Genomic DNA, 4847 nt, shown 5'->3' on the forward strand with positions numbered 1-4847 from the left:
GGAGATAAAAACATGAATCAAACCACCCACACAATAGCGCTTACAGAGGATCAAATCGACTTCCACAAGACGTTTGGCTATACAGTACTGAAACAGTTATTCTCAGCCGATGAACTCGCAACCATCCACAAAGAGTTTAACGCTACCATGGCAGAGCAATACGCACACAAACCATACGATGGCACAGAACGCCACTGGACACCGATGACGGACGAAGAAACGCCTTTCTTTGCGAGCCTGATGGAAGACCCTCGGTTCTTGACCGTCGCTAAACAGTTGTACGGTGACGATGTGCTCGGTATCGGCACAGATGCCAACCGCTATACCGGTAACACACATTGGCACCGCGACACCGGTACGGTTCATCAGTACGGCGTGAAGTTCGCGTTTTATTTAGAACCAACAGACGGGAATACAGGAGCGTTGCGTGTAATTCCTAGCGCCCATCGACTCCCTAACGATGACAAGTTCGCCGATGGTGTCCGGTCGCTGCCGCTAGAGCAAGTACCGTGTACTGCACTCGCTTCTGAGCCGGGAGACGTGGTCGCGTTTGACCTTCGCATGTGGCACGCCTCGTATGGTGGAAGCAATGACCGCCGTATGTGCACAGTCGTCTATTATGCAAATCCCAAGAACCCCGATGAAATTGAAGCGCTCCGTAGACAAGGCGAAGGTAACGCCCAAGCCGGGGTCAAGGCATTCAATCCCAAACGGCAGTATTTATACTCAAAACGATGGATGTCCAATCCGCAGGGCAGCTTAACCCGTCAATTTTGGATTGACCGTCTGACAGAAGTCGGCTATTTTGATGCGCCGGGTTCGGTGGAAGCATGATGAGCACCCACTTCGTAAAGCATGATAACATCATATTAATCAATGGTGCTAGTTTGCAGGTGTTGATAACGTGAAACCTGATGCGTGAAACGTAAAAATCATGGGTTCAGCAGTTCATTTAGCCCCAGCGACATGTCTATAGTATACGGATAAACAAATACCCTAAAGCCCCAGCGGGGCGACATGTGTATCTGAAGGGTAGAACATAAGAAGAATGAATCAACCAACCGACTAATAAACCAATGAACCCTTGAACAATGTGGAAAAGACTTTCTCACTAAACTAGCACCAAAGGTTATTACCGATCTTGATTGTAATACCATATCCTAAATTCTGAGGAGGCAACATGAATAACGTCTCTCATCCATTGCGCGTTGGTGTCATCGGCTGCGGATCCTTTGGACGCCACGCATACTCAGACAATGTGGTCAATCATCCCGATGCCAATCTAATTGCAGTGTGTGATATCGATGAAGAACGCGCCGAAACAGTCGCCCGCGAGCTGTTTGACGCTCACCCACAGCGACCACGTGCAGCAGCTTACACAGATTATCAAGAAATGTTCGATCAAGAATCTCTTGATGTCGTCATGGTTGGCACAATGGCAGATGTCCGCCCGACCGTGACGATTGCCGCACTCAGCAGCGGCGCCCATGTGCTAGCAGCCAAGCCGATGGCACCCTCACTCGCCGACGCAGAAGCGATGCTTCAAGCAGCGGAGCAGGGGGGCCGAATGCTGATGGTCGGTTATAATTTTCGTTTCCGTAAGGATGCACAGGCAGCGCACAACTTTATCCGCAGTGGAGGATTGGGAACACCCCGTTTCGCGCGTACTTGGATACATTGGGGACCACACTACATCAAGTCCCGGTCCGGGGGTGGCTCACTCGCCAGCACCGGTGTACATACACTGGATCTGGGGGTTTGGTTCCTCGGTTGTCCCACCCTCCTCTCCGTAGAAGGTCGGGCGAGCGCACGTTTTGCAGACCTCTCTACGCTGCCTCCTGATCTGGAGGCGGTCCGAAACACCTACGATGTCGAAGATTTGGTAAGCGGTTATGTCACCTTCGCTGATGATATTACGTTGTCGGTTGAAAGTATGTGGCTGGCACCCCCGAAAGCAAGGGATAACGGTGTTGATGTGTGGGGAACGGAGGGTTTCGCTTCATTGTCGCCGTTTCGGTTATTGACGTGGCGGGACGGCGATTATGTAGATGTGACTGAGGATGTAGCGCCCGGCATCGCTGAGACATTCCAAGATAACCCTAGGGTACGAACCCGCACCGAAGCACTTCATTTTATCGATTGTGCACTCGGCAAAACGTCACCGCTCATCACGCCGAAGGAGATGTGGACAGATCAGGCTATTGTTGATGGTATATATGCCGGTGGACGATCATATTCATGAGCAATATCGTGTGAGATCCCATAAAAAATCGAATCAATATCGCAAAACATGGTATCAGTTTGCCCATGGCGGTAAAACTCTTTGATAGGGTCCCTGGTTAGAAAAAGAAGATACCCGTCGAGACTATGGTGAATCGCGAATCATTGCGTTAGGTCGAAGTAAAGGGAGGATCCTTCGCATTGTCTATACGCGGCGCAATTGGGTAATCCGAGTTATTTCAGCAAGAAAGGCGCATAAACGTGAAAGAACATCATACAAACACAGAAAACGAGGAACGGCTATCTACAATTCTCAACAGTGTCAGCGACGCCGTAATTGCCACGGATGAACAGGGATTGATAACATTTATGAATCCAGTCGCCGAAATCTTGACAGGTTGGGAAATGGAAGAAGGGTCTGGAAAGCACGTAACGGATATTCTCAATATTTATGTTGGAAACGCCGGGAATCTTATAAAAGACACGTCTTTGATAGAGGCACTCCAAAGGGGATCTGTTACCACCGAGGAATTATCTTCTGCTTCCGAGGTAGACTATAATACCCACCTCATTGCAAAATCTGGTCGAGAAATTCCTATTGACTATAACATCACACCCATCCAAGACGATAGAGAAGACCCCACGGGCATCGTTATAACTTTCCGCGATATCACCAAGTATAAAACGATGGAGGAGCAATTAAGCCAAACCGTCGGCGAGTTACGCCATCAAACCGAACTGATGAAAACCGTTTTTGATAGTATGTCTGATGGTATCGTCGTTCTCAGCTTAACGGGTGAAGTATTGTTTATCAATCCAAGTATACAACGAGTTTTCGGTTCGGAGCCCCTGGGTGCATTCCCCAGCAAATGGTCTGAAACGCACGGTGTTTTTTATCCTGACAAAGAAACACGCATGCCAATCGATCAGTTTCTATCCACAGAGATCTCCCGGGGTGAGGCAGTAAGGGATCAAGAACTTTTTGTACGCAATAAGGAACAGACAGAGGGAATTCACGTCATGGCTAGTGCCATTCCCTTATTTGGTGAGAATCAGGAGGTGGTAGCCTGTGTGTGCGTTATTCGCGACATCACAGCGGACAAAATAGCAGCGATACAGTTAGAACAAACGATGCAGAAGCTACAAAATCAGGTTCAACTGACGGATACCATTTTTAATAGTATGGGTGATGGGGTGATCGCTGCCGATACAAGTGGTAACTTTACAATTTTTAATCCAAGTGCCCAAAGGATTCTCGGAATCGGTCCAATCGATACAACCCCTGATAAATGGAGTGATAACTATGGTTTCTTTTTTACTGATAGAATCACCCCCTTTCCATCAGATGAACTTCCACTTGCACGTGCCCTTCAAGGTGAGGCATCAGACGAGGTAGAGATGTTTGTACGCAATCCGGAAGTGCCAGAAGGTGTTTTTATCAGCGTCAGTGGGAGACCGCTACAAAACGAAGGAAGTACTGGGAAAGGAGGCGTGGTCGTTTTCCGCGATGTGACGCATCGAGTGATTGCCGAAGAAGCATTGACGCAAGCGTTCGCACAAGGACGATTGGAAATTGTGGAGACCATCCTCCATAATATCGGCAACGCAATCAACAGCGTAACGGTCGGAATTAACGTGCTCCAAGAGAATTTAGTTGGTAATGAACTCATGGACCACTTCTTCGCATTTGCTGATGTGGTTAAAGCACATCAAGAGGATTGGGCTGATTACATCAAAGATGACCCGCAAGGACAGCAGGTACTCCCATTTATAATCGCGCTCGCTGCAGATTTTACCGATCAGAATAGAGAGGTGGTCGAGACGCTTGGGCGTGTCGGTGAAAGAGTAACGCATATCAATGATATCATCAGTACGCAAAAGTCCTCTAATCAGCCCAGTATGATGTGGAAAGAGATCAACCTTCAGAAAGCGATCTTAAGTGCGATGAAATTACAGCAAGATTCGATTGACAAAAGAGGCATCCAAGTAGATGTCAACTGCGAGAGCGCGCCCGAAGAGATTCGGATTCAAGAGAGTCAATTTAATCAGATGTTGGTGAATCTGGTCAAGAATTCGATTGAAGCCATTGATGAACTCGCTCGATCGGGTGGATTCAATGAAACCCCGCGTATCGCGGTCAAAGCGTATATCAGCGAGGATTTTCTCTGTCTTGATGTTACCGATAACGGCATCGGTATTGCCCCGGAAAACTTGAAGTTGATTTTCAGTGCTGGTTATACAACGAAGGAATCGGGAACCGGCCTCGGTCTCCATTCAAGTGCTAATTTTGTGATTGGATCTGGCGGGAAAATTTACCCCTTGAGCGAGGGAATTGGCAAAGGCACAACCATGCGAATTATGCTGCGTTGCTCTTCAGTTATACCGTAGGGGGATATTTTTCCTATGTGGATTGCCAACAGTGCATAGCACCTTGGCGATGCCATCTAATTCTCTATTTTCTTTTTGCATGCGCCCAAAATAAATTGCGCGACTATAAAATCAAATAACTCCTAACCTAGCAGCTGAGGTGCTTCAATGGAATCAAAAAAACATTGGAATTATCGTGTTTTGATTGTTGATGATGAAGCTGGGATCCACAGCGACTTTAAGGATATGTTGAACCCCAA

At 47.7% G+C, this 4847-nt stretch carries 3 protein-coding genes and 1 pseudogene; all 4 read left to right on the forward strand.

The genetic code is table 11. From position 1 onward, the window contains the following. The first annotated feature begins 12 nt into the window (after positions 1–12). The gene (locus J4G02_21970) at positions 13–834 is read left to right on the forward strand and encodes a phytanoyl-CoA dioxygenase family protein (protein MCE2397182.1); all 822 of its coding nucleotides are present in this window, start codon (positions 13–15) and stop codon (positions 832–834) included. 346 nt (positions 835–1180) lie between these two features. Next, positions 1181–2242 (forward strand): Gfo/Idh/MocA family oxidoreductase, encoded by a 1062-nt coding sequence (locus tag J4G02_21975; GenBank protein MCE2397183.1) that lies wholly within the window; start codon positions 1181–1183, stop codon positions 2240–2242. Between the two features lie 65 nt (positions 2243–2307). Beyond that, positions 2308–2570 (forward strand): annotated as a pseudogene (locus J4G02_21980) (BrnT family toxin). Next, positions 2482–4608: a PAS domain S-box protein gene (locus J4G02_21985; protein ID MCE2397184.1), complete on the forward strand. Its 2127-nt coding sequence runs from the start codon at positions 2482–2484 to the stop codon at positions 4606–4608. Before J4G02_21980 ends, J4G02_21985 begins: the two are co-directional and overlap by 89 nt. Positions 4609–4847 lie beyond the last annotated feature (239 nt).

The sequence above is a fragment of the Candidatus Poribacteria bacterium genome (assembly GCA_021295755.1).
Lineage (GTDB): Bacteria > Poribacteria > WGA-4E > WGA-4E > PCPOR2b > PCPOR2b.